Here is a 22,349-nt window from a genome sequence, read left to right as displayed (position 1 = left end):
TCTCGAATTATCCGTCAGAAAATACGAGGAATACCGTGGCAGATTCACAATGGAGCGTCCAAGGAGCCAGCGTGCCGAATCCGGTGCGTGTCGATGAGGTCGATCTGGCCATTCTGGTCGAACTCAAGGACGATGCCCGCGTGGCCAATAATGTCCTGGCCGCACGCGTGGGCCTTGCGCCCTCTACCTGCCTCGGCCGGGTCAAAGCGCTGAGCCGCTCGGGCGTGATCCGTGGTTACACCACGGACATCGATGAAAAACTCTTGGGCGTCACCGTCAAGGCCATGATCTCCATCGTCGTCGCCGCCAATGCCCGAGATCGCCTGCTGGCATCGGCAAAAACGCTCGGGGAACTACCCGAGGTCAAGGACGTCTACGTCCTCGGCGGCACCCCGGACCTGCTTGTTCATGTGGCCACTCGCGGCATCGACGAGCTACGCCAGTTCGTCGCCACTCATTTAGGAGCCAATCGGGCCTTCTCCTCGACGCAAACCGCCATTATTTTCGAACATCTTCGCTAAGCCAAGCAGGCACTTGTACGTCTTGCTTGTCGGTGCGAGTTAGCCCTTGGGCAAGAGCTTCATGATGTCACCGGCAATTTGAAAGAATTCCTGCTCTTGCCCGGCTATTTCTTGAGCCTCTTGCCGTTCCTTGGAGTTCTGCTGAAGCACCACGACATAGGAGTTACCCGCTTCGTCGGACACCAACCAGCTTCCGGCCAACACTCCGACATCCGAACCACCCTTAAAGGCCGCATGGCGCCAACCGTCCATCGGTATTCCGGGATTCTCGGTCAAAATTCGAGCGACCTTAGGTTCAGCGAGTTCGTGTAGCGCGTTATGTACGCGGGCAATGTCCTTCGGTGAGGCGAACCATTCGGCGCCTTCATCCCAGGCCGGCTCGGTTCCGACGTCCTCGACCGTGACTTTGAAGGGCTCAGCCTGCAGTTTTTCGTGCAGGATCCAGCGACGATCGGCGTCCGCCTGCGCCCATGATTCCAGCCGGTCGGCGTCACCCCAGGCCAACTTCAGCATGTCCTTGGTGCTCAAGAAGGGATGAAGCTCTTGGGGGTCATGGTGACCCGAGTCCCGCACGGCGCGCTCCACCGCGGGGCGACCAACCGCGTCGATGAGCATGTCGGTGGCGGTATTATCGCTGATCGAAATCATCTTTTGTGCGGCCTCGTAGACCGTCAAACGCGTGCCGTCAGCCTCGTTTTGGAGCTCACCGCTGGGCAGCGACTTATCCTTATCGCGCAGGATCAACTGGTCATCCCACGACAGATCACGGGCCGTTTCGACCTCCTGAGCGAGGGCAAGCAGCACGTACAGTTTGAACATTGAGCCCAGCGGCGCACTCTCGTCGGCATTCTGCTCGAGGAAAACCTCCGAGCCGTCGGTGCGAGCGACGTAAGCAGACACCGAGCCCGGGAGCTTTTCGAGAGCGTCGGAGACCTCGTCGAAAGAGGCCCGCGGGGTGCGCTGCTCGTCTACCGCGGGGACGAAACGCAACCCGCTAATCTTCCCCGCCTTATCGAGGTTCAGGTGCATCATGAGATCGGGCGGCGTTTGACCGGCCAGCCGAAGCGAGGCGGTGCGCTCCGCGCCCTCGTAGCCAACGACGGTGTAGGGCCCGGCACCGCGCAGTTGCCGATTGGTCAGTTCCACGACCTGTTGCACCGAAACCGCGTCGGTGAAGCTCTTCGCCAGCTCGTCTTTCCAGTCATCCTCGGTACTGTCCTCTGGGGCATTGAGGATGTCGAGAATTTTCTCTGCCTTGGCACCAACCGGGGTCTGCGGAATCGCAACCGGCGTCGGATGCGAGGCGGCAGGACTTGAATCGGCCGGCGACTCGGTGGCCGGATCGGTGCCCGGGCTCGTGCAGCCGGCGAGCGACAACGGCGCGAGCACCGCGATCGTCAAGGCCTTCACCCCGAGCTTGGCTCTACCTTGAACCCACCGGCCCGCTCTCCGCATGCTGCACCTTCCTCTAGTCTTCGTTCTAACTCAACACTAGTAAGAATCGGTACAAATCGATAGCGCACAGAATACGAACGGTGGCCGACAGGACTGTCGGCCACCGTTCGTAGCGCTTCTAGTTCGACTCGATAGCAGCCTTGGCCGTGGGATCCGAATCGTTGAGGAATTTGCCGATCCGCTCGACTTCCTCGACCTCCCCGATGGCTGCCGCTCCGCGCCCGAGGGCGTAGAGCGAGCGCAGGAATCCGCGGTTAGGCTCATGCCGCCATGGCACCGGGCCCTGCCCGCGCCAGCCGGCCTTACGCAATGCGTCAAGTCCGCGATGGTAGCCAACGCGCGCATAGGCGTAGGACTCCACGATGCGACCCTCGGCATGTGCCTCGTCCGACAGCAGCGCCCACACCAGTGAGGACGAAGGGAACTTCGCCGCCAAATCGGCTGGCTCGTCGCCGGCGCTGAGGCGGTCAATCACCTCGGTCTCTTCCGGCAGGAGCGTTTCGGGGATTCCCAGCAGGTTTTCTCCGACCATCGTTACTTGATGCTCTTCCCTGCCGAGCCAAGCTGCTGTGCAGCCTCAACGATGCGGGCAGCCATGGACTCTTCGGCCTTGGCACCCCACACGCGTGGGTCGTAGGTCTTCTTGTTGCCCACTTCGCCGTCAACCTTGAGCACACCGTCGTAGTTGCTGAACATGTGTCCGGCAACGGGGCGGGTGAAGGCGTACTGGGTGTCGGTGTCGATGTTCATCTTGATAACACCGTAGGAGACAGCGTCGGCGATCTCCTGCTCGGACGAACCCGAACCACCGTGGAAGACGAGGTCGAAGGGGTTGTCCTGACCGATCTTGGCACCGACCTGAGTCTGGATATCCTTGAGGATCTCCGGGCGCAGCTTCACGTTACCCGGCTTGTAGACGCCGTGCACGTTACCGAAGGTCAGGGCGGTGATGTAGCGACCCTTTTCGCCGGCGCCGAGTGCCTCGATGGTAGCCAGGGCGTCCTCGACGGTGGTGTAGAGCTTGTCGTTGATGGCGTTCTCCACGCCATCTTCCTCGCCACCGACGGTGCCGATCTCAACCTCGAGGATCTGCTTGGCGGCCGCGGTGCGTGGCAGCAGCTCGGCGGCAATGCGCAGGTTTTCCTCGAGGGTTTCGGCCGAGCCGTCCCACATGTGGGAGTTGAAGAACGGATCGCGGCCAGCGGCGACCTCGGCCTCGGAGGCGGCAAGCAATGGCAGTACGAAGGAGTCGAGCTTGTCCTTCGGGCAGTGGTCGGTGTGTAGCGCGATGTTCACGCCGTAGTTCTTAGCGACCTGGCGGGCGAAGGCGGCGAAGCCCAGCGAGCCGGCAACCATGTCCTTGATCGAGGCGCCGGACCAGTAGGCGGCGCCACCGGTCGAAACCTGGATGATGCCGTCGGACTCGGCCTCTGCGAAACCGCGGATGGCGGCATTCAGAGTCTGCGAGCTGGTGACGTTCACCGCGGGGAAGGCGTAACCGCCGGCCTTCGCGGCATCGATCATGGCATTGTACTTATCGGGGGTTGCGATAGGCATGCTTCACTCCTGTAGTGATTAGCGGGGGTGACGCGTCTCCGTCGACGGCAGTTCCCCTCCATCCTATCGGCTCCGGGCACAAATGTGCCGCGGATCGCATTAAGTGACGCGGCAGATTACTCCGTCGCCGTCGAGTCCGCTACCGACTTGGTGACCGTGGAGGTAGTGCTCGCTTCCGGTTCCACGACGGTTTCCGGGACGAAGGTTTCGCTCAACGATGGCTTCACCGAAACCGTGCGCTGCGGCACCGGCGTCTGGGAGACCTCGGTGGTGGTTTTCGGAGCGGCGCTCGTGGTCGGTGCCGAGGTTTCGGGCGTGAGCAACTTACTCGGCTTCAAACTCGGAACGGCCGCCGGGCCGGATGGCAACTGCACTGAACTACTGGAGGGAGCCTGCTGCGTCTCGTCCGTATTCGTCGGCGAGGACTTTTCTGTCTTCGTCGGCGACTCGGAATTCTTGTCCGTCGGCGAGCCCGATGGCTCGGTCGGCGTACTCGTGCCTTCACTGGGCGACGGCGACTTGCTATCGCTACCGGTCGGGCTCGGACTATCGCTCGGATCAGTCGGTTTCGTCGGCTTGGTCGAGGGCTTATCCGTGGGCGAGGTGCTCGGCGTCTTGCTTTCCGACTCGCTCGGACTGGTCGACGGCTTATCGCTAGGCGAAGGTTTCGGCTTCGGCTTCGGCTTGGGTTTCGGAACGACCGGGGTGTCGTCCTTCGGCACCACGACATCCGGATCCTTGCTGATGTTCTGGTCCTTCGGCGCCGTCTGCTGATTGTTGTTGCCGCGCGGCGCGTTCTTCGAACGCACGGTCAGGTGCGAAGAGTCGATCATAGCGTCCGGTTGTCCTGGGATACGTGGCAAGTAGTTGCGTGGATCGTGCCAGCGACCATTAATGAGCACCTCGAAGTGCACGTGGCAACCGGTTGAGTTTCCGGTGGTGCCGGCCAAGGCGATGAGCTGCCCCTGCTTGACCTTTTCGCCGATCTTCACGAGCAACTTGGAATTATGGCTGTACCCGGTCTGGACGTTATGTCCGTGATCGATGGTGACACGCATACCCGAGTGCCCGGCCCAGTTCGAGACGATGACCGTACCGGCCTCACTGGCGTACACCGGGGAACCGCAGGCGATCGGGTAGTCCTGACCAATGTGAATCTGGTTGCCGGGCCCGGTGGGGTTGCGGCGCCAACCATAGGGGCTGGAAATGCGTCGGGTCGTTACCGGATGCATCAGTTGCAGGCCACCGGGCAGATCTCCGATTTGACCCACGGCTCCGGCGAGCAGAGCGTTGCCCTCTTCGTCACCGGCAGAGGAAGCGGCGGAGGCCTCATCGGATTCGTCGGTTGCCATTTCTCCGGCATATTCGGTCACGCGCCCGTCGATGGCCAGGTCCCAACCGGTGCCGTGAAAGGCTGCGACCGGCGCATCTTCGCTGACGGTCACCGGCCCCTTGAAAGATTCGGGAAAATTGATGGCGTCGACCGCGATGGGTGCATTTCCTTGCCGATTATCACCCGGTTGGGCCACGATGGGCCATGCCAGCGCCGAGGATAGGCCTAAGGCAACGACTGCCGAGCTCGACCACACGACAAGAGAGCGCTTTCGCCGCGGCAATCCGGGCAACAAAAGATCGTGGTTTACCTGATGACGCCTCTTCACAATCATTGCCCCCGGATCACGATTTGATAACCGATCTCCAGCCTAAGACGAAGCAGGCAACTAATCTAGGTGCTCGACAAAAAGAACTCCAAAATACATTATTTGTTACCCGACGCGTTGTCCGAAGACATGCCGCCGAATCCAGGCATGCATGGCGATCCCGGCCGCGGAAGCCGCGTTAATCGAGCGGGTGGAGCCGAACTGCTCGATGGATAAGGTCGCCTCGGCGGCCTCATGCACTTCCTGACTCAACCCCGGGCCTTCCTGCCCGAACACCAAAACGCAGTTGCGCGGCAATTCATAGGTCTCGAGCGGCACCGAATCGGGGAAGATATCTACGCCAATGATGCTCAGTCCCTCACCCTTGGCCCAGGTCACGAATTCCTCCACCGTGGCGTGATGGCGCACATGCTGGTAACGATCGGTGACCATTGCCCCGCGCCGGTTCCAGCGACGGCGGCCAATAATGTGCACCTCTTTGGCAAGGAAGGCGTTGGCGGTACGCACCACCGTGCCGATGTTCATATCGTGCTGCCAGTTCTCAATGGCGATATGGAAATCATGACGCCGCTCATCGAGGTCGGCGATAATCGCATCCATGGACCAGTACCGGTACTTGTCGGCCACGTTGCGCCGGTCGCCCTCGGCCAAAAGCTGACGGTCGTAATGCCCGCCTTCGGGCCAGGTACCTTCCCAGGGGCCAACGCCAATCTCGGGCTCGACGGGTAGCTGCTCACTGGGCTGTTGCGGATCTTCACTCACACCTTTAAGCGTAGTTCGTTCCGCGAGCCGCCGTGTCCGCGCCGAATGTGCCATGATTTGAGTACCGAGGGATACCAATCAATGGCGATAGCCTCCCACCTGAAACATCCCAGAGAGGACCACTTCTCGTGACTATGGTCAAAACCGCCGCTCGTTCCATTCATGACATTCAATGCTGGCTCACCGATATGGATGGGGTGCTGGTCCACGAGAATCAGGCGATCCCCGGCGCCGCCGAACTCATCGATTACTGGCGCACGAACGAGTTGCGCTTTCTGGTCCTGACGAATAACTCGATCTACACCCCGCGCGACCTGCGTGCGCGCCTATTGGCAAGCGGTCTAGATGTGCCGGAGGAGAACATCTGGACCAGCGCACTGGCCACCGCGGAATTCTTGGCACGCCAGCGGCCCGGCGGTCGCGCCTTCGTCATTGGCGAGGCCGGGCTCACCACCGCATTACACGATGCCGGGTTCATCATGACGGACCAGAACCCCGACTACGTGGTCCTCGGCGAAACCAGGACCTACTCCTTCGAAGCCATCACCAAGGCGATCCGTCTCATCGAAGGCGGGGCACGCTTCATCTGCACGAACCCAGATGCAACCGGCCCCTCGGCCGAAGGCTTGCTACCGGCCACCGGGGCGGTGGCCGCACTGATTTCCGAGGCGACTAAGCGCACTCCCTATGTGGTGGGCAAGCCCAATCCGATGATGTTCCGTTCGGCACTGAACCGGATCGACGCCCATTCGGAGACCACCGCGATGATCGGTGACCGCATGGACACCGACATCATCGCCGGCATGGAGGCCGGGCTGTTGACCGTTCTGGTCCACTCGGGCATCACCTCCCGCGACGAAGTCGCCTCCTTCCCATTCCGCCCGGACACCAGCTACCCCTCGGTGGCCGAACTCCACGCGGAACTAAACGCACCGCTCGAGCAGAGCGAAGAGAGCGAGTAATTCGACGGCGCGTGGGGAGTTTTCTAGTCTGGAGCCTATGCCAGCAAGCCCCCAGCCAACCGAACTGACCCGTGTAGAGCGCTGGGAAAGGCGCGCCGAGGTACCACTGGTGCTCCTCGCCCTTGCCTTTCTCGTCGCCTACGCGTGGCCGGTACTCAACCCTCGGCTCGACCCATCGCTGACCGAGATCCTGCGCGCCGTGTCGTGGACGGTCTGGGGCGCCTTCGCCACTGACTTCGCGATTCGTATTGCCTTGGCCGAGCAACGTTCGCGTTACATCCTGCGGCACTGGTACGACGTGCTGCTCATAGCAGTACCTTTTCTGCGCCCGCTTCGCATCTTGCGGGTGCTCTCCGCGGCCCGTCTGGTGAACCGGATCCTGACCCGGCATTTGGTGGGCCGGGTCAGCGTATATGTCGGCTTTACCGCACTGACCTGCATCGGGCTGGGGGCGCTGGCCGTGCTGGACGCCGAGCAGGGAGCCCCCGATGCGAATATCACCACCTTCTCGGATGCTCTGTGGTGGGCCGTGGTGACCAGCGCGACCGTCGGGTACGGCGACTTCTATCCCGTCACGGGCACCGGGTGGCTCATCGCCGTGGGGTTGATGCTCGTGGGCATTGCCCTACTGGGTTCGATCACCGCTGGGGTGGCCGCCTGGGTGACGCAATCCGTTGAGGCCGATCGTCGGCGCGAGTAGTCTTCACATCCGCTTGCGTTTACCGCTCGTGACTCCTCAGCAATACCCGTGTCGATGCATCTCTACTGGGACAGCACTTCGCATTCCCACGATCTGACCTAGATAACACTTTCGCTGCCCCGTTCAGAATGCTCGCTCGTATCTAGGGAATCAAAGTTTTCCTGATTGCGGTCGCCCATCCTGGGGTTTGAGCCAAATCAATCAAGACCACCTAGATTTTGACGTATTGGAAGTCTTTACATTCCGGTCATCAGGGCAAGGAAAAAGCACTTAGACGATTTTAGACGGGTACGGGCCTGCTACTTCCAGCCTAGAGACACCCCTAGTTCTGTAACTCTCATCTTCAAATGGTAGTTAATTGCAAACAACGATGACGGTATACTTGGCTGCCAGGCGCGCAGTGACGATCTCGTAAGCGGGGCTGTCGGTCCTAACTTTGCAAAAGTGAAAGATCCCCTCATTCTTGAAGCTGAGCGAAAGTTCGCGTATTTCGAGGCAATGCCTCATAAACCTACTCTCCTGTATGCTTCAGCCTCAGACTGATCTATGGTGGCCTTGTAGTTCTGTAGTCGGCCAGAATTAAGCTGGCCGTTCAACTCAGATTGAGGTTCAGGATGCAATCTCATCAATTTGTCGAATCGTACCGAGAACTCAGTGCCAATATCCATGATGCTGGACTGGCTCGTCGCAGGTACACGTACTTCGCCACGAGCATCCTCGGGTGGATTCTGGCGTTAGCTGGTCTGCTGGCGGTAGTCGCCATACTTGGCAATTCATGGCTACAACTGGTCCCAGCCATGCTCATTGGGCTCGTGATGGCCCAGCTTGGTTTCCTGTCTCACGAAGCAGCTCACCGAACGATCTTCGCATCGAGGAAGTGGAATGAAGGAACCTCTCGTTGCATCTCCGGGCTCTTAATGGGATTGAGCTACAACTGGTGGATGGCCAAGCACAATACCCACCATGCTAATCCGAATAAAGAAGGTGCTGACCCTGATGTTGAGTCTACGGTGCTGGTTCTCACTCCCGATGGCGGCGAGAGACGCAAAGGATTAGCTGCCAGGATTTCACGCTTACAAGGTTGGTTTTTCATTCCTTTACTGTGCCTTGAAGGTTTGAATTTGCATGTTGCGTCCGTGAAGATGCTGCTCTCTACCCCCAGTTTGAGGCACCGATACGTCGAATTGCTGATGATTATGATCCGACATGCTTCTTACGTCGTCTTTTTACTGACGTTTTTACCCCTGGGAAAAACAATCGCATTCTTGGGGGTTCAAGTGGGAGTCTTTGGGATTATGCTCGGCGGAGCTTTCGCACTAAACCATATCGGAAGGCCAACTGTTCCAGCTGATGTACAACTAGATTTTCTCCGTAGACAAGTGGTCATGTCCCGAAATATCACTGATGGGCCGTTAGTACGGTTCTTGATGGGCGGTCTGCAGTTCCAGATTGAGCACCACTTGTTTCCTGTCATTCCGCGTCCGAACTTGCCTGAAGTACAGAAAATAGTCCGCCAGCGTTGTTCTGAGTTAGGCATTGAATACACCGAGCAGAGCTTAGGGCAGGCCTTCACCCATGTGGTGTCCTATCTCAATCAAGTCGGATCTCAAGCTGAAGACCTTTATGCCTGCCCCCTGGTACGCAGGTACCGAGGCTGATCAACACAACGTAGGTTCGTTGCGACCAAAGGCAACGTCTGACGCAGGAACGGAAAGAAGGAGAATGAAATGAAGATTATTGTCCACGGTTCAATGTGCGTGGCTTCGGGTAATTGCGGTTTGGTTGCCCCTAGCATTTTTCAGAACAGGGAGGAAAACCACGGATTCGTTGAGCTCCTGCAAATGTACCCCTCTCAAGATGACGCACATTCCGCCCTAGAAGCTGAATATCTTTGCCCCTCTGGGACCATCCAGATCGATAACCACAAGATCCCCGTAGAGAAGCCTGATACCAGCGGTGAACGTAGAGAGTAACTTTCACTTTTCGACTTCTGCGCACCTGAAGTCCCTGTAAGTCGGATGGCAGACAAGGAAGCTTGGATCGCTGGGGATCAGAGCAATACCTGGTTCACATTGTTACCTGTTCAGCATTCCTCAGAGCGCAGTTCTTTCTTAGGGATTTGCTTAATAATTCAGCGCTCATGGCCATTCAGGTCTGACCTGCTACCAAACTTTTCGGAAAAGATCAGCTTGAAAACAGTCTCGTCATCTCAGTTTTCTAGCATCACCTTAGTCAGACGGGATGGAGCGAATTTTGAGAGCATCAGGCATAATTCTTACAGATATCCGCGTCACGACACCAAAACTATCCCCATCGAGCTCTATAGGTCGTGGGACAGAAAACGTTGCGTCAAATCGATCTCCCTGCAGATAAGAGAGCGAATTATGGTTCATCGCACCGGCAATAATTTCTTGGCCGAGTACCGATTTCCGCATCAATCCTTGCAATACTAACTTTGTCGTAATTCTAGTCCATCCCCATCGTCGCGTAGGCTGCATCAACGCCACGTCCAAGAGACCGTCATCGAATCGAGCAGCGGGGATGAGAAGCATGTTTCCACTCAGAGTTCCGCAATTACCGATGATGACAGTGTGTGCACGGGTACTCTTCTGCTTTTGTTTATCGATGGAATAGGTAAGGCTGAAGAGTTTATGCGCGAAGACCGATTGAGCGATTGGCACGCTATATGCGATCCAGCCAAGGTACTTCTTTAATCGTGTGCTTGTGGCAGCAGCCATGTCGGCGTCTAGACCTACCCCGGACATGACCAGAAAAATTTCCCTGTCATGGTTTCCACCGGGGCGACAAAGCTCGATAGCAGCAACATCTATGAGAATCGAGTCCTTTTGGAATGCCCTGGCAACACAGTCGGCAACATTATTGAGCGGAATTTTGAGGTTTCGTGCGAGCACATTACCAGTGCCGCAGGGCACCATAGCTATCGGAACGTTGGAATCAATGAGCACACTGGCTACTGAGCGGACTGTTCCATCACCTCCTGCGACGATTATGACCTCGGGGTGATTCTTGAGTGCTTGTACAGCGGCACCTGCGCCAAAGTCTTTAGGATCGGAAGGATGCCAAGTTGTCGGGGCCCATTTGTGTCGTGCTTCTTGGCGCTGAACGTCCTGTCTGAGTTCTTCTAGAGGCGCTGCAACTGGATTGTAAACGACTGCGGCATGCGGATTGGTCACGAGACTTCCTGTGCGATGAAATAGGACAACTTCGGGACTCAGCCTGAATCTAGCTGGCTTACCTGTCTAATTTTGGAGTGGGTTCTGAAGAAACTGGTTCTATGTTTGTGTCGTTGGGGTGTTTTCACATGGATTAGCGGTGCTGAGGCGATAGACAGTGTAAAATGCGCGTTCGCCGTGAATTGTTCCTACCAGTTTGGTGTTCGTCGATGTAGGCCTAAGTTAGATCTAACCCAACGAACTCGGACTCAATATGCCAGACGGGAGCAAACGTAACTAATGAAAGAGTGGAATCGGAGAGCGACCCAATGGCTGAAATTCCGCGGTGTTGAAGCCGCTGGCTGGCTTCTCGTTCTCACTGGTCTTGCTGCATTGATTCTTCCGGGCCCTGGGCTGTTGCTTACTGCCGGAGGAGTGGCACTATTGTCCGTGCGCTATAAATGGGCCAAAAGGCTCTTGCGACCGATTAAGCGAAAAGCTATGGGTCTAGCTCGTCTGAGTGTCAAGACTTGGCCCAGAATCTTACTTAGTACGCTCTTTGCTTGTCTCCTTCTTGGAATAGGCACGTGGTGGGGCATCGGAACGCCCGTACCCACATGGTGGACAATTGATTCTCAATGGTGGCTGTTCGGAGGGTGGGGCACAGGCTTAACCCTCATGGGTTCTGGGATAATCGCTTTGGGCACGCTGATTTACAGTTTTCACCATTTCCGCAACGAACCATAGAACTCAAAAGTGCATGGCCCTAACAACAACAACCACTTGACGCTCACTGGTGATTAAGTTCCTTGCGCTGTGCCGAGATAATGGATCGGAGCTGCAGGATCCGGGCAACGGCCACAGCAGCGACCAACAATCCACCGGCAACAGCGGAAATAAACATGGTCAGGCCTAGGCCAGCAGAACCGTTCCAACCGAAATATTCAAGCGTGACAGCAGCCTGGTTCTGAGCAATGAAAATGATGAGCAGAACTAGAAGAAGTAATCCGACGATCAGGGCCGCCCATACAACCGCAGTGCGAGACGCTTTGTCCTTATATTGTGGCGTTCCAGTTGTATTGGGGGACGTCGTCGACTCATAGATTTCGTGGGCGTCAAAGGGCTTTGCGTGCGAGTGCATTGTGGATGGTTGGTTCAAATTCGGCGTGGATGGTTTTCGTGCTTCAGATGATGGAACGGAAGGCTTCTTCATGATGGATGCCGGCTCCTTAGAGATCACGAGGTACTTGGTGTTTAGGGTATGTGCTCTTGTTCAGGTGGTTTGACTGGATGAATTCTGATTAGATCGAAGACCCGAAGGAAATCGACTTCGCTAGTTTTTGTACTGACTGCGATCGCTGTGTTTCTGCGTCGATGTCTTTACGAAATTGAGTTTCGGTCATGTCTTGGTGATGCTGGAACTTCTCGCTTTGTTGGGCGAGCGCGCAGGCAATTGCAAAGGCTAACCCGTCACGTAGCTCTTCGAGAGAGGTATTTGATATCTCTAACCGTCGGTTAGAGATACTGAGTTTGATGTCAGCGTAGCCAGATGACGCAAGTTGTTCCTGAACCTCGGAACTGAGGATATTTCGAATTTCATCTGGTTCAGGGCGGCGATTAAACACTGCTGCAACCATATATTTTTCGGGTGCATGCTCCGTGAAGAGGGTTCCAGGCAGCGAATCCGCCAGTACGTCGCCCACGGTTAGAGGGTCGTGATTTGTTGGGACACGTTGTGATTGATGTTCCATTGGTCATCATCTCTCGTCTTGAGAATAGGATGCTCCAAGATCAGTTGCATTGACTGGGTACGGAGCTGAAGGTTGTGGGAGGATTAGTTAGGATTTGACTCGGGGCCAAGATGAGGTTCTTGAGCGCTGTAAGCTACGCGGTGCCAGCCACAGAAAGTGCAGGTCCACAACACTTCTCGCATCGTCACTTCTACGTCTTGATGCATTCCTTCGTCGTGGCCTCCGTCGTTGTCCCAGCGACGTAGTTGATTTTCATCGTCTTGGTAGCGACGGGTTTCCGTTTCCACCACAGATTTCCTGAGGCATAGCGGGCAACGTTCGGGCTTTTGCATGACGTTGACACTGCTCCTTCCGAGCTAACTGCCGCGTCTTCACGAAGCGATCGGATGTATAAATTTCGGGGGGTCTCATACCATGCAGCTTCGACGAATCATCATCCTTTTCGCTAGGTCCTGACGTGGATCGTTGCGGATAAGACGGAGCAGTCTGAACATACCAAGCCACGAATTCGTGGCAGGTGGTTGAACAAGTTTGATGGAATTCTCATGGGATAACTATCTCTATACATAGAATGAAGCGTGCATCGCACTGTTCTTGAGAGCCCAGTAGAAAAATTGTTCTCTGGTTTGATTGCAACCGGTTCAACACTGTTGCTTTAATCTGAACGTCGTCTCTCAGAAGGAGACGGCACAAAAGTCATACGCCGGTGAAGAACCCCGGAAACGGTATATATCGGTAGGGGAGCCCTCCAATATCAGTGTACGCCTGATTAGCTGACAAAGTCATGGCATATTTAAGCTATTTCAAGTCCCGGGCTTTGCTGAGGGTCAGCGGGCGAATTTTCTATGCCGCTAACGCTTGGTTGCGTATGCTGGCGTTGAACGCCGTCTTGACCTCGGCCGGCGTGCGGTAGCCGAGCATGCTGTCGAGCCTGTCAGTGTTCAACCAGTGCGCCCACGCGGCCGTGGCCCGCTCGCCGTCGTGGTGTCCTTCCCAAGGCCCGTCGAGGCGGATCAGCTCGGCCTTATAGAGACTGTTCAACGCTTCGGCCATGGCGTTGTCATGGCATTAGCCGGTTAACAGGGAATCGTCTTTGGACATGACAGCGCCGGTCTGTTCCAGCGCCTCGGCATACCGGATGGCCCGATATTGCACTCCGCGATCGCTACGGTGGGTTACAGATCCCAGATCAGCGCCTTGTTGACCGCGCCGATGCAGACCCATGCGCAGCGCGTCCAACGCGAGATCGGTATACATGCGCGTCGAAGCCTGCCAACCCACAATCATCAGGGAGAACGCGTCCAGGACGAACGCGACATACACTCAGCCGGAGGCGGTTTTCACATAGGTCAGATCCGCGACCCAGAGCCGGTCGGGGGCCGGGGCGGTGAAGTCGCGGTCCACCAAGTCCATCGGCCTGCCGGTCTCCGGGGCCGGCCGCGTGGTCCGGTGGTATTTGACGCGCACGGTGCCGCGGTTTCCGAGCTCTTTGCAGAGCCGTTCAACGGTGCACCGGGCCACCGGAGTGCCCTCGGTTCTGCGGTGATCGGCGCGGTTCAGGTGTGCGTGGATCTTCCGGATCCCGTAGACCCTCCGGCGCGGGTGAGAGTGAATGGTCAAGATTTCTTCTTTCAACGCCGCATCACGCAGCGCTCGAGCGGACGGGGCGCACTTGATGAAGGCGTAGTTAGTTTGCGAGGCGATCTTCAGGCCGAACTCGTCGCTGAGAATCCGGCAAATCGGTTCGATACCCCACCGATGCTTGTGCTCGTCGAAGAAACAGTACGATCACTTTTGTGGGCGGTCGAACTCCGCTGCGAAAAAAGCCGCCGCGGAATTCAAGGTCTCGTTGGACCGGCGCATTTCACGGTTTTCTTTTTCCAGCTGCCGGATCCGCGCCGCGCTGTCTTCCGGGTCGACCGGTAGGTCATGTTCTTCGGCCTTCTTCACCCAGGATCACAACGCCTCTTTATGCACGTTGGTCTGCTCCGCGATCCTGGCGATTGCTCCGGTACGGGCCTCGGGATCTTTCCGGGCCTCGATGCACAGTCTGGTCGCTCGCTCGCGTAGTGCCTGGAGGGGGTACTTCGAGTTCGCCATAATGGCTTTAGGGTATCCGGGATATCTGGCTCACCCTCAATCGAACCCGGAACGCTTCACGGCAACAAGTAGCACCGGCCACGTTTCACGAGGCTACCGTCAATGAAAACGGTACCGAAGCTCGAAGTGACTGCATGCGTCATTTGTCACTGACCACTCACTGACGTGATTTCAACCCCGCGCAGCCATGCTTGGTCCGATCTCCCCCACCTAATACAAGGCAGTTATGGATAGTTCCTCAACGACCTTCGTCATCCTGCTCTTCGCCGCCGTGATCATCTTTGGCATTGTTGCCATCGGCCGGTCCCTGACGATTCGCAAGCAACGAACCCGACTCTTCACCCAGGGCCCAGGACATGCTTCCGTCGAGGCACCACAGAATCCGTGGCGGCGCTTTAGTTGCGCCCTAGCGGCCCCTTACACCCGGGTGGAGTGGACCGCTACGCGTGGGGCTCGCCGTTCGGCCTCAGCGGAGCAAACCTGGTTTGGCTATGCCGCGGCGGTGGCGCCGAATGTCACCCGGCAGTCGTTGGCACGCGACTGGGGTGTGCGCACCCCGAAACATGCGGTGGCGAAGGTCGCAGAATACGTGCAGATCCTGCTCGCCCGCGGCGCAGTGGATGTGTCCGACCTGCGAGAGGAGGATGCAACGGCACTCAAAACTCGGCTTCTGCACGCCGGCGCGCCCGAGGACGCTGTAGCGGATCTGCTCGCTGCGATCGCCCAGACCCCTCCCGGGCTGACCGGCGACCGGGATGCGACGGTCTTCGATATAGCGCGCTTGGCGAATTTGATCCGTTGGTCAGCCAGTACCGGTCTCCTACCGCTGGCCGAAGCCCAAGCGGCCTCCGATCGGGTGGGAGCCGTGGCAGTGGCGGTGTATGGATCTTGGCAGGACTACGCCACCTCCTACCTCGCAGGACTGCGAGCCAGTGGCGTACGCGGCACCAAAGGCTACGTCTCCGGCACCCAGTGGTTACTGGAGGACCCGGCCAGCCCCTGGGTTACCGAGTCGTGGCCAACGCATAGCGTGCGTTAATGCTCCTGCGACGACGAGGGCCTGTGGTGCACGAGGTAGACCAACATGGCGATCACCTTATGCGCAACGACGAGGAAGAATACCGAGGACAAGAGGTAGCAACCCCACGCGCCGATATTCATCGGGGTAATCAGCAGGTAATTCATCGACCCCGAAGCATGCACCCGGGAAGCAGCATCGATGCCCTGCAAAATCGCGCCGACAAAGGCTAGGCCGACCGCGCACCAGAAATAAACGAGCGTGTCATATCCGGGTTTCCTGCGTACAGACATGGTGCTCCTATTCCTAGCCGTGCAACCGGCGCCTAGTACTGGACCTACCAGTGTGAGCCTAGCCCAGGCTGGTTGGCCCACCGCAGCTCAACGCGAAATACATATGGCAAGGCGCGGCCGCCGATGCGGTGAAACCGCGCTGGCAGCCGCGCCTTGAAGGCATATTCGGTTGGTGGGTTTACAGGCCCAGCTCATCCTTGCCGTAGGCGAAGAGGTACGGGACCCCGGCCTCGTCCTCGATGCGTTCCTTGGCGCCGGTGTCGCGGTCAACAATCACGGCGACGGCCACGACGTTGCCGCCGGCCTTGCGCACGCCCTCGACGGCGGTGAGCGCCGACCCACCCGTGGTGGAGGTGTCCTCAAGAACGATCACGTTCTTACCCTCGACGCTCGGCCCCTCGACCTGACGGCCCATGCCATAGGACTTCTGCGCCTTACGGACCACGAAGGCATCGATCGCACGACCGGCATTGCGGGCGGTGTGCATGATGGCGGTGCCCACCGGGTCGGCGCCCATGGTCAGACCGCCCACGTTAGTGAAGTCGAGCTCGGCAGCGTCGAGCATCTCCAACATGACCTCGCCGACGAGGGGTGCAGCCTCGTGGTGCAGGGTGACGCGACGCAGGTCGATGTAGTAGTCGGCCTCCTTGCCGGAGGACAGAGTGACCTTGCCACGGACGATGGCAAGTTCCTGGATAAGTTCTTTCAGACGCTCGCGGGCGATCGATTTGCTCATACCCTCGATTCTAATCGCCATCCCAGTTACGCTGATGCCATGAACGTGACTCGCCCTTTGGGATTCTGGTTGAAATTAGTAGATTCGCTGATTGACGAGCACTTTGCAGCAACGCTTGAAGAGCACGGCGTGACGCGTCGGCAGTGGCAGTTGCTGAATTTGCTCGAGCAGCGACCGGCCGCAGAAAAGGAGCTGATCGAGGCGCTGGCACCCTTCTTCGTGTCTGCCGACGAACCACCGAGCGTTAAGGAACATGTCGCAGAACTGGCCGAATCCGGATGGATCACCTTTGACGGGGAGATGTACTCGATCACCGAGCGAGGACACACCTCCTTTACCAAGCTGAGTGAACTGGTGGAATCCATCCGCAACCGGTGCAGCGAGGGCTTAAGCGCCGAGCAGTACACCACCACGTTGGCTTCGCTGGAACAGATGGCCAAGAACCTCGGCTGGGAAGACCCGCAGTCCGAACAGCAGTAACCTCGTCGGCGCGGCCCGGTCGCTACCCCTAGGATGGTGCTATGCGCGAACTACAGGCACAGATCATCAGCGAACTGGGCGTGCAGCCCGGCATCGACCCGGCCGCCGAGGTGGCCCGCCGCGTGGGATTCCTCAAGGATTACCTCAAGGCCAGCCACGCCAAGGGCTTTGTGTTGGGGATCTCCGGCGGTATCGATTCGACGTTGGCCGGGCGGCTGGCCCAGCTCGCGGCCGAAGAATTGCGTGCCGAGGGCACCGAGGCACGCTTCATCGCGGTGCGCTTGCCGCACGGCGTGCAGCACGACGCCGACGATGCCGCCGCCGCCTTGCGGTTCATCGACGCCGATGAGCTGTTCGAGGTCAACATCGCCGGCCCCGTGCAAGCCCTCGATCAGGCTTTGGAGGAGGCTGGCCACCCCCGGCTGAGCGATTTCACGCGCGGGAACGCCAAGGCCCGGATGCGCATGGTGACGCAATATGCTATCGCCGGGGACCGCGGCATGCTGGTGATCGGCACCGACCATGCAGCCGAATCCGTGACCGGATTCTTTACCAAATTTGGTGACGGCGGCGCCGACCTGCTGCCCCTCGGTGGCCTGAATAAGCGCCAGAATCAACAGCTGCTACGCGAGTTGGGCGCCCCGCAACCGCTCTGGGAAAAGCAGCCCACCGCGGATCTGCTCGACGGCACCCCGCAGCGTGCCGATGAGGACGAGCTCGGGCTCAGCTATGCGCAGATCGACGACTACCTCGAGGGTCGCGAGGTGCCTGAGGCTGTGGCCGAGTCCATCGAGCGCCGCTTCCTCACCACCCGCCACAAGCGTGCGGTCCCACCCATGCCGGCCGACACGTGGTGGCGCGACTAGAAGTTCTACCACGCGGGCCCCGGAGCAATCCGGGGCCCACGTGCGTTAACGGGCTAGGCAGCAGCACCGCCGACTATCCGCGCAGTCCCCCCAAGATGCCATCCAGCGCCGCGGCGAGGTAGCCGTCCTCGGCCTCGTTGCCGGGGATCGCGAGCGCTCGACGATAAGCGGCGACCGCCCCTGGATAGTCAGCCAGTTCTTCGAGCGTCACGGCTCGGGCAATGTGGAAAGGGCGGAAGCGCGCTAACGCCGGGTCACCGGCCAACGAGTCGAGTAGCCGCCGGCCCACCGCCGGGCCGTGGGCCCGCCCCAACGCCACCGCACGGCCGAGCCGAACAACCGGTCCCGGCTCGTGGGCTTCCAACAACCCATAGAGCACCGCGATCTGCTTCCAGTCGGTCTGCGCGAATGATTCGGCTTCCGCGTGTACCGCCGCGATCGCCGCCTGAATCGCATAGGGTCCGGCACCCGGAGCCCCGGCGGCCGCCTCGGCCAGCGCCAGCCCCTCCACGATGAACTCACGGTTCCATAACTGACGGTCCTGCGCCGCTAGGGGCACCGGTTGGCCCTCGGATCCATTCACGCGCGCTGGGCGCCGCGCTTCGGTGAGCAGCAACAATGCCAGCAGGCCGGTTAGCTCGGATGATGCGGCCTGTGCGCAGGCTTCCCCGCCCACGAGCGCCCTCAGGACGCGAGCCAGCCGAATCGCCTCGGTGGTCAAGTCGTCGCGCACATGTGCTTCGCCCGCCGAACGCGCAAAACCTTCGGCGTACAGCAAATACACCACGCGTTGCACCTCGGCCAGCCGTGCCGGAAGTTGTTCCCGTGGCGGCACCTCAAGCGGAACGCCGAGCGTGCGAATCCTTTTCTTCGCCCGTACGATCCGCTGTTGCATGGTTGTCACCGGAACAAGTAGCGCGTGCGCCACCTCGGCGGTGGTTAGTCCCGCCACGAACCGCAGCGTGAGCGCCACCCGGTCCTCGATGCTCATCACCGGATGCGCGCAGGCGAAAAATAGCGCCAGCCGCTCATCGGGCACCGCCTGCACTGCGGTGGCGTCAGCGGGATCGCCGAGGCGATCCGGGGCGGGCGCTCGCTCCTGCTCACTACGTAGTCTGGCAAGCTTCTGAACCATAACGCTTTCGCGCCGCACCACATCGAGCGCCTTACGCTTGGCCGCGGTCTTCAACCAGGCCTCCGGAGACTCGGGCACCCCGGTGTGCGGCCAGCTGGTGATCGCCTGGGCGAAGGCGTCCTGTGTTGCGTCCTCGGCGAGGTCGAGATCGCCAAAACGTCGTGCCAATGTCGCAAGGATACGGGCACGGGCGTCGCGGTCGATCGCGGCGAGCACCCGGCGCACCGTTTCGGGACTCGTCATCGGCTTAGTAGGGTGCCACGGGCCGGATCTCCACGTGGCCGCCGGCCGCCGAGGCTGGGCTCTTACGCGCCCACTGGATCGCTTCGTCGATGTTGGCCACGTCGATGATGTATCCGCCTCCCACGAACTCCTGCACCTCGGCGAAAGGCCCGGAGGAGACGATCCGCTCCCCCTGTGCGTTGCTGCCGACGGTGACCGCTTGGTCGGGGTCTTCGAGTGCGAATGAGCTCACCACAACCCCGGCCGCGGTGATTTCCTGGTCGAACGCGAAGAATTCCTCGGGGCTCGCGCCACCTTCCTCGCCGCAGGCCGGATCGTTCACGTGCCCCATAAGTAGTAGCGCGTACTTCATGCTTTCCTCCTAGTTCGTGCCACCGAGCGCCGCATATGAGCTGCGCAGTGGACGGGTTCGGTGTCGGGCCGAGTGGCTCGACATTAGAGTGACGAATGGCCCGCCCCAAGATCGACATCCTGTCGCGAAAAAATTTGCGCGCCCGATACTTAGTGGCCGGCTACCGCTCACTCCGTGGCGCACGACGGAAGGAAACCTCTGGCTTTCCCGCTACCACCGGTCAACACCCGTACCCCAGTCTTGCGCCATCACAGGATGTTGGGAAGGGGAAAGTTCCCGTGGGATTCTCCCCTTCCCGACTATTTGGCACAGGACCGGCAGGCCGCCCTGGGCCACTTAGCTAAGTCCGGTGATCTCACGAAGTGCCTGCACATGTTCGTTGAAGGCCGTGCGACCCGTGGCACTGAGCTTGGCCCAGGTACGTGGGCGCTTTCCCACGAAACCCTTGCGGATCACGACGTAGTCGCGCTCCTCGAGGGCGCTGAGCTGACGTGAGAGCACCGAATCCGAAACACCAAGGGCGAGCTTGAGGGTCTTGAAATCCACTTCATCGGCGGTCTGCAAGGAACCCATGATCGATAGCCGAACCGGATTGGAGAAGTCATCGTTCAGTCGTTCTCTGGCATGCGAGTTCATGATCGCACCATCTTAGTGCCGGTGATCAATAGCGGGGCGGCTACGATCAAACCCAGCAATACCAACAGCGCCCAGTGCGAAAGTTCCAAGCCAAGTAGCGCAATGGAGATCGCGTAGAACACGATGCTCATCACGAAGGCCCGCCGGTAGCGCGTTGAATATCCCTGCGGCAGGGACCGGTAAAGTTTTCCATATACGACGGACTGTACGACGATGACGATGACGTACAGGGTGATCACCAGCCAGAACCCGAAAACATGCTTATCGGGTCGGTTGAGCTGCAAGATAGCGGCCAAGGCACCGATGGTAAGACCCAGTACGATGCAGTACCACCCCAAGAGTCGCGAACCGTAGGCAAGCGCGCGACCCATTTCGGCTTCCGCCTTGCCCAAAGCGCGCAACTGCTGCTCCGGGTCCAGAGGCTTTTCCTCGCTCATGACGCCACCTCCGCGCGTTCTCGTTGCTGACGTAGCCCCGCGAGCGTGCTCATGGTGAGCACCACCGCGAGGAACAACCCCAGACCGATGAACAACAGGCTGGTCACCCCGCTGAGGTAGGCCGCGAGGGCCAGCGCAAAATACCCTACGCCCGCCGAGACGACGGCGAGAACGTACCGAGCATTGAATGAGTTTCGCATGACAATCCACCTTCCCACGTCTTCCGCCCTGACTCTTCGAGTCTAGCAAGTACTTTCCGGATTGGAAAGTACTTTTTTAGCTTGATTTCTGCGTCATCGCCGACATGGAAAATCCCGGTGCACACCGACGGTGCCGCACCGGGATTCACAGCTGATGGGCTATACGAACGCGCTGACTCCGGTGAGCGAACGCCCGACGATCAGCGAGTTAATCTCGTACGTGCCCTCATAGGTATGCAAGATCTCCACGTCACAGAAGACCTTGGCAATTTCCGCGTCGGTGACCACGCCATTACCACCAAGCAACGCACGTCCCTGCGATACCGAGGAGCGCGCCAACCTCGTGGCCGTGGACTTCGCAAGGGCCGCATCCACCATTTCCAGCTTTCCGCGCTCCTGCTTGGCCGCCACTTGGGCCATCATCGCCAAGCACGCGGTGAGGTGGCCGGCGATTTCTGCAAGCGACTGCTGTACGAGCTGGAAGGAGGCCAACGGCTTGCCGAACTGTTGCCGTTTCGTCGCATAGCATCGCGCAATATCCAAGGTGGCCATCATGGCGCCGACCGCCTGCCAGCCGACCCATGCGCGCGACTGCATAAGCAATTCATTCGCGGCGGCAAAACCGGTGGCCCCGGGCAGTCGGTTTTTCACCGGGATACGCACGCGGTCCAATTCGATGTCCGCATTCTGCATGATCCGCAGCCCGATCTTGTTTTCAATCTTGCGCGCCGAGAAACCGGGCCGGTCGGTTTCGACCAAGAAGGCCCCCACCTCGCCCGATTCCACGTCCTTTGCCCAGACCAACACGAAATCGGCCAGGGTTCCCATGCCAATCCACCGCTTGGTACCGGTAATGACATACTCATCACCGTCGCGGCGCACCTGGGTGGATAGTCCTCCGGCAATATCCGATCCGTGCTCCGGCTCGGTCAAGGCGAAGGATCCGAAGGCCTTGAACGCGCAGAGGTCCGGCAGCCATCGTTGCTTCTGCTCGGCTGAGCCCAGTGCGTCAATCATGCCGACAATCAGTTCGTTGTGGATCCCCACGACGGAGGAGAGGGATACGTCGGCACGGGCGATTTCCGCGTGAATGAGCCCGCGCAGCAGGGCCGATGACCCATCGAGCTGCAATCCGCCCAGCCCGGCAGCACCCAATACCGCGATCAATTCATCGGGAAACTCTTCGCGATTCCAATACTCGATCGCCGGCACCCGGATTTTATCCTGCACCAATGCGCGCACTTTCTCCAGCCGCTCCCGTTCGGGCTCGGTGAGTTGTTGTGCAATTCCCAAAAGGTCCATCTGGGGTCT

General features: G+C 59.1%; 29 protein-coding genes. 9 read left to right on the top strand and 20 right to left on the bottom strand.

What is annotated here, in order from left to right; all coding sequences use genetic code 11:
* Nucleotides 1-35 precede the first annotated feature (35 nt).
* A complete protein-coding gene (locus ACYU0X_RS01180; protein WP_461901854.1) occupies nt 36-521 on the top strand; it encodes an Lrp/AsnC family transcriptional regulator in 486 nt (161 codons plus the stop codon).
* 39 nt (nt 522-560) lie between these two features.
* On the opposite strand, the gene ACYU0X_RS01175 is transcribed toward ACYU0X_RS01180, so the two are convergent.
* The 5 genes from ACYU0X_RS01175 to ACYU0X_RS01155 form a co-directional block, all read right to left on the bottom strand.
* On the bottom strand, nt 561-1,976 hold the full coding sequence (locus ACYU0X_RS01175; RefSeq protein ID WP_461901853.1) for a serine hydrolase: 1,416 nt from the start codon (nt 1,974-1,976) through the stop codon (nt 561-563).
* Nucleotides 1,977-2,094: 118 nt separating this feature from the next.
* Nucleotides 2,095-2,508: a DUF3151 domain-containing protein gene (locus tag ACYU0X_RS01170; RefSeq protein ID WP_461901852.1), complete on the bottom strand. Its 414-nt coding sequence runs from the start codon at nt 2,506-2,508 to the stop codon at nt 2,095-2,097.
* A 2-nt stretch (nt 2,509-2,510) separates the two neighbouring features.
* Entirely contained in the window at nt 2,511-3,533 is a 1,023-nt protein-coding gene (gene fbaA, locus ACYU0X_RS01165) for a class II fructose-bisphosphate aldolase (RefSeq protein ID WP_309410131.1), read from the bottom strand.
* Between the two features lie 116 nt (nt 3,534-3,649).
* Nucleotides 3,650-5,062, bottom strand: a complete 1,413-nt coding sequence (locus ACYU0X_RS01160) for a M23 family metallopeptidase (RefSeq protein WP_461901851.1) — start codon at nt 5,060-5,062, stop codon at nt 3,650-3,652.
* A 237-nt stretch (nt 5,063-5,299) separates the two neighbouring features.
* Complete coding sequence (locus ACYU0X_RS01155) at nt 5,300-5,956, bottom strand: TrmH family RNA methyltransferase (protein ID WP_461901850.1); 657 nt, start codon at nt 5,954-5,956, stop codon at nt 5,300-5,302.
* 134 nt (nt 5,957-6,090) lie between these two features.
* Between ACYU0X_RS01155 and ACYU0X_RS01150 the strand changes: the two genes are divergently transcribed.
* From ACYU0X_RS01150 to ACYU0X_RS01135, 4 genes are all read left to right on the top strand, one after another.
* Complete coding sequence (locus tag ACYU0X_RS01150; RefSeq protein ID WP_309410490.1) at nt 6,091-6,918, top strand: HAD-IIA family hydrolase; 828 nt, start codon at nt 6,091-6,093, stop codon at nt 6,916-6,918.
* A gap of 37 nt (nt 6,919-6,955) precedes the next feature.
* Complete coding sequence (locus tag ACYU0X_RS01145; protein ID WP_461901849.1) at nt 6,956-7,618, top strand: potassium channel family protein; 663 nt, start codon at nt 6,956-6,958, stop codon at nt 7,616-7,618.
* Nucleotides 7,619-8,232: 614 nt separating this feature from the next.
* A complete protein-coding gene (locus ACYU0X_RS01140) occupies nt 8,233-9,276 on the top strand; it encodes a fatty acid desaturase family protein (RefSeq protein ID WP_418908126.1) in 1,044 nt (347 codons plus the stop codon).
* Nucleotides 9,277-9,345: 69 nt separating this feature from the next.
* Nucleotides 9,346-9,591: a ferredoxin gene (locus ACYU0X_RS01135; protein ID WP_461901848.1), complete on the top strand. Its 246-nt coding sequence runs from the start codon at nt 9,346-9,348 to the stop codon at nt 9,589-9,591.
* A gap of 255 nt (nt 9,592-9,846) precedes the next feature.
* Here the strand turns inward: ACYU0X_RS01135 and ACYU0X_RS01130 are convergent, their stop codons facing one another.
* On the bottom strand, nt 9,847-10,812 hold the full coding sequence (locus ACYU0X_RS01130) for a diacylglycerol/lipid kinase family protein (protein ID WP_461901847.1): 966 nt from the start codon (nt 10,810-10,812) through the stop codon (nt 9,847-9,849).
* 279 nt (nt 10,813-11,091) lie between these two features.
* Here ACYU0X_RS01130 and ACYU0X_RS01125 point away from each other — a divergent pair, with 279 nt between their 5' ends.
* A complete protein-coding gene (locus ACYU0X_RS01125) occupies nt 11,092-11,538 on the top strand; it encodes a PGPGW domain-containing protein (protein WP_418908124.1) in 447 nt (148 codons plus the stop codon).
* A gap of 43 nt (nt 11,539-11,581) precedes the next feature.
* Here ACYU0X_RS01125 and ACYU0X_RS01120 read toward each other — a convergent pair whose 3' ends face one another.
* The 6 genes from ACYU0X_RS01120 to ACYU0X_RS01095 form a co-directional block, all read right to left on the bottom strand.
* On the bottom strand, nt 11,582-12,004 hold the full coding sequence (locus tag ACYU0X_RS01120; protein ID WP_418908123.1) for a LapA family protein: 423 nt from the start codon (nt 12,002-12,004) through the stop codon (nt 11,582-11,584).
* Between the two features lie 88 nt (nt 12,005-12,092).
* A complete protein-coding gene (locus ACYU0X_RS01115) occupies nt 12,093-12,494 on the bottom strand; it encodes a hypothetical protein (RefSeq protein ID WP_418908122.1) in 402 nt (133 codons plus the stop codon).
* A gap of 891 nt (nt 12,495-13,385) precedes the next feature.
* Nucleotides 13,386-13,595, bottom strand: a complete 210-nt coding sequence (locus ACYU0X_RS01110) for a hypothetical protein (protein WP_418908121.1) — start codon at nt 13,593-13,595, stop codon at nt 13,386-13,388.
* Between the two features lie 15 nt (nt 13,596-13,610).
* Nucleotides 13,611-13,865, bottom strand: coding sequence for a DDE-type integrase/transposase/recombinase (locus ACYU0X_RS01105; protein ID WP_418908120.1), 255 nt, complete (start codon nt 13,863-13,865; stop codon nt 13,611-13,613).
* A complete protein-coding gene (locus tag ACYU0X_RS01100; protein WP_461901846.1) occupies nt 13,866-14,177 on the bottom strand; it encodes an IS3 family transposase in 312 nt (103 codons plus the stop codon). It abuts the gene before it with no gap.
* 153 nt (nt 14,178-14,330) lie between these two features.
* Complete coding sequence (locus tag ACYU0X_RS01095; RefSeq protein WP_418908118.1) at nt 14,331-14,492, bottom strand: hypothetical protein; 162 nt, start codon at nt 14,490-14,492, stop codon at nt 14,331-14,333.
* Between the two features lie 376 nt (nt 14,493-14,868).
* Here ACYU0X_RS01095 and ACYU0X_RS01090 point away from each other — a divergent pair, with 376 nt between their 5' ends.
* The gene (locus ACYU0X_RS01090) at nt 14,869-15,681 is read left to right on the top strand and encodes a DUF1266 domain-containing protein (RefSeq protein ID WP_461901845.1); all 813 of its coding nucleotides are present in this window, start codon (nt 14,869-14,871) and stop codon (nt 15,679-15,681) included.
* On the opposite strand, the gene ACYU0X_RS01085 is transcribed toward ACYU0X_RS01090, so the two are convergent.
* Nucleotides 15,678-15,953, bottom strand: coding sequence for a hypothetical protein (locus ACYU0X_RS01085; protein WP_309410136.1), 276 nt, complete (start codon nt 15,951-15,953; stop codon nt 15,678-15,680). The genes ACYU0X_RS01090 and ACYU0X_RS01085 overlap by 4 nt on opposite strands.
* Before the next feature lie 178 nt (nt 15,954-16,131).
* On the bottom strand, nt 16,132-16,689 hold the full coding sequence (gene pyrE / locus ACYU0X_RS01080) for an orotate phosphoribosyltransferase (RefSeq protein WP_418908116.1): 558 nt from the start codon (nt 16,687-16,689) through the stop codon (nt 16,132-16,134).
* Between the two features lie 39 nt (nt 16,690-16,728).
* Between pyrE and ACYU0X_RS01075 the strand changes: the two genes are divergently transcribed.
* Together ACYU0X_RS01075 and nadE are read left to right on the top strand one after the other, a co-directional pair.
* Nucleotides 16,729-17,169, top strand: coding sequence for a MarR family winged helix-turn-helix transcriptional regulator (locus ACYU0X_RS01075; RefSeq protein ID WP_418908115.1), 441 nt, complete (start codon nt 16,729-16,731; stop codon nt 17,167-17,169).
* A gap of 41 nt (nt 17,170-17,210) precedes the next feature.
* The gene (gene nadE, locus ACYU0X_RS01070) at nt 17,211-18,035 is read left to right on the top strand and encodes an ammonia-dependent NAD(+) synthetase (protein ID WP_309410139.1); all 825 of its coding nucleotides are present in this window, start codon (nt 17,211-17,213) and stop codon (nt 18,033-18,035) included.
* Between the two features lie 73 nt (nt 18,036-18,108).
* On the opposite strand, the gene ACYU0X_RS01065 is transcribed toward nadE, so the two are convergent.
* The 6 genes from ACYU0X_RS01065 to ACYU0X_RS01040 form a co-directional block, all read right to left on the bottom strand.
* Nucleotides 18,109-19,413, bottom strand: a complete 1,305-nt coding sequence (locus ACYU0X_RS01065) for an RNA polymerase sigma factor (protein WP_461901844.1) — start codon at nt 19,411-19,413, stop codon at nt 18,109-18,111.
* 4 nt (nt 19,414-19,417) lie between these two features.
* A complete protein-coding gene (locus tag ACYU0X_RS01060) occupies nt 19,418-19,765 on the bottom strand; it encodes a YciI family protein (RefSeq protein WP_309410141.1) in 348 nt (115 codons plus the stop codon).
* 336 nt (nt 19,766-20,101) lie between these two features.
* Nucleotides 20,102-20,401 (bottom strand): winged helix-turn-helix domain-containing protein, encoded by a 300-nt coding sequence (locus ACYU0X_RS01055; protein WP_309410142.1) that lies wholly within the window; start codon nt 20,399-20,401, stop codon nt 20,102-20,104.
* A complete protein-coding gene (locus ACYU0X_RS01050) occupies nt 20,398-20,838 on the bottom strand; it encodes a hypothetical protein (protein ID WP_309410143.1) in 441 nt (146 codons plus the stop codon). Before ACYU0X_RS01050 ends, ACYU0X_RS01055 begins: the two co-directional genes overlap by 4 nt.
* Nucleotides 20,835-21,038 carry a hypothetical protein gene (locus ACYU0X_RS01045; protein WP_309410144.1) on the bottom strand — a complete coding sequence of 68 codons (204 nt, stop codon included), beginning with the start codon at nt 21,036-21,038 and terminating at the stop codon, nt 20,835-20,837. The genes ACYU0X_RS01050 and ACYU0X_RS01045 overlap by 4 nt, the downstream gene beginning before the upstream one ends.
* Nucleotides 21,039-21,197: 159 nt before the next feature.
* The gene (locus ACYU0X_RS01040) at nt 21,198-22,340 is read right to left on the bottom strand and encodes an acyl-CoA dehydrogenase family protein (RefSeq protein WP_461901843.1); all 1,143 of its coding nucleotides are present in this window, start codon (nt 22,338-22,340) and stop codon (nt 21,198-21,200) included.
* Between the last annotated feature and the right edge of the window lie 9 nt (nt 22,341-22,349).

It is taken from the genome of Glutamicibacter sp. X7, from assembly GCF_054889245.1.
Note: the sequence above shows the minus strand (reverse complement) of the source record. Positions and strands in the feature narration are given on the sequence as shown.

Excerpts from the sequence above, each read along its gene's own strand:
- ACYU0X_RS01175 (WP_461901853.1), bottom strand. The coding sequence starts at position 1,976 with ATGCGGAGAGCGGGCCGGTGGGTTCAAGGTAGAGCCAAGCTCGGGGTG.
- ACYU0X_RS01170 (WP_461901852.1), bottom strand. The coding sequence starts at position 2,508 with ATGGTCGGAGAAAACCTGCTGGGAATCCCCGAAACGCTCCTGCCGGAA.
- fbaA (WP_309410131.1), bottom strand. The coding sequence starts at position 3,533 with ATGCCTATCGCAACCCCCGATAAGTACAATGCCATGATCGATGCCGCG.
- ACYU0X_RS01150 (WP_309410490.1), top strand. The coding sequence starts at position 6,091 with ATGGTCAAAACCGCCGCTCGTTCCATTCATGACATTCAATGCTGGCTC.
- ACYU0X_RS01145 (WP_461901849.1), top strand. The coding sequence starts at position 6,956 with ATGCCAGCAAGCCCCCAGCCAACCGAACTGACCCGTGTAGAGCGCTGG.
- ACYU0X_RS01140 (WP_418908126.1), top strand. The coding sequence starts at position 8,233 with ATGCAATCTCATCAATTTGTCGAATCGTACCGAGAACTCAGTGCCAAT.
- ACYU0X_RS01135 (WP_461901848.1), top strand. The coding sequence starts at position 9,346 with ATGAAGATTATTGTCCACGGTTCAATGTGCGTGGCTTCGGGTAATTGC.
- ACYU0X_RS01125 (WP_418908124.1), top strand. The coding sequence starts at position 11,092 with ATGAAAGAGTGGAATCGGAGAGCGACCCAATGGCTGAAATTCCGCGGT.
- ACYU0X_RS01120 (WP_418908123.1), bottom strand. The coding sequence starts at position 12,004 with ATGAAGAAGCCTTCCGTTCCATCATCTGAAGCACGAAAACCATCCACG.
- ACYU0X_RS01110 (WP_418908121.1), bottom strand. The coding sequence starts at position 13,595 with ATGGCCGAAGCGTTGAACAGTCTCTATAAGGCCGAGCTGATCCGCCTC.
- ACYU0X_RS01090 (WP_461901845.1), top strand. The coding sequence starts at position 14,869 with ATGGATAGTTCCTCAACGACCTTCGTCATCCTGCTCTTCGCCGCCGTG.
- ACYU0X_RS01085 (WP_309410136.1), bottom strand. The coding sequence starts at position 15,953 with ATGTCTGTACGCAGGAAACCCGGATATGACACGCTCGTTTATTTCTGG.
- pyrE (WP_418908116.1), bottom strand. The coding sequence starts at position 16,689 with ATGAGCAAATCGATCGCCCGCGAGCGTCTGAAAGAACTTATCCAGGAA.
- ACYU0X_RS01075 (WP_418908115.1), top strand. The coding sequence starts at position 16,729 with ATGAACGTGACTCGCCCTTTGGGATTCTGGTTGAAATTAGTAGATTCG.
- nadE (WP_309410139.1), top strand. The coding sequence starts at position 17,211 with ATGCGCGAACTACAGGCACAGATCATCAGCGAACTGGGCGTGCAGCCC.
- ACYU0X_RS01065 (WP_461901844.1), bottom strand. The coding sequence starts at position 19,413 with ATGACGAGTCCCGAAACGGTGCGCCGGGTGCTCGCCGCGATCGACCGC.
- ACYU0X_RS01060 (WP_309410141.1), bottom strand. The coding sequence starts at position 19,765 with ATGAAGTACGCGCTACTACTTATGGGGCACGTGAACGATCCGGCCTGC.
- ACYU0X_RS01055 (WP_309410142.1), bottom strand. The coding sequence starts at position 20,401 with ATGAACTCGCATGCCAGAGAACGACTGAACGATGACTTCTCCAATCCG.
- ACYU0X_RS01050 (WP_309410143.1), bottom strand. The coding sequence starts at position 20,838 with ATGAGCGAGGAAAAGCCTCTGGACCCGGAGCAGCAGTTGCGCGCTTTG.
- ACYU0X_RS01045 (WP_309410144.1), bottom strand. The coding sequence starts at position 21,038 with ATGCGAAACTCATTCAATGCTCGGTACGTTCTCGCCGTCGTCTCGGCG.
- ACYU0X_RS01040 (WP_461901843.1), bottom strand. The coding sequence starts at position 22,340 with ATGGACCTTTTGGGAATTGCACAACAACTCACCGAGCCCGAACGGGAG.